Raw genomic sequence first — 291 nt, forward strand, 5'->3', positions numbered from 1 at the left:
TGCATCCGCGCGTGCGCATGCTGGTGGTGGCGGGCTCGGAGAAGGTCAAGCGCGAGGCTGAGGCCGAAGGTATTGATGCGATCGTGCGCGCCGCCGGCGCCGAATGGCGCGAGCCGGGCTGCTCGATGTGCATCGCCATGAACGGCGACATCGTGGCGCCGGGCCAGCTCGCGGTCAGCACCAGCAACCGCAACTTCGAGGGCCGGCAAGGGCAGGGCGCGCGCACCGTGCTGGCCTCGCCGCTGTCGGCGGCCGCTGCCGCGGTTGCCGGCCGCATCGCCGATCCTCGCG

At 72.9% G+C, this 291-nt stretch carries 1 protein-coding gene; it reads left to right on the forward strand.

Annotation, left to right across the window (positions count from 1 at the left end; translation table 11 throughout):
- The coding region (locus FLQ44_RS05030; RefSeq protein ID WP_240801187.1) for an aconitase family protein at positions 1–291 on the forward strand (291 nt) is incomplete at both ends.

Source organism: Vogesella mureinivorans (genome assembly GCF_007644035.1).
Classification (GTDB): domain Bacteria; phylum Pseudomonadota; class Gammaproteobacteria; order Burkholderiales; family Chromobacteriaceae; genus Vogesella; species Vogesella mureinivorans.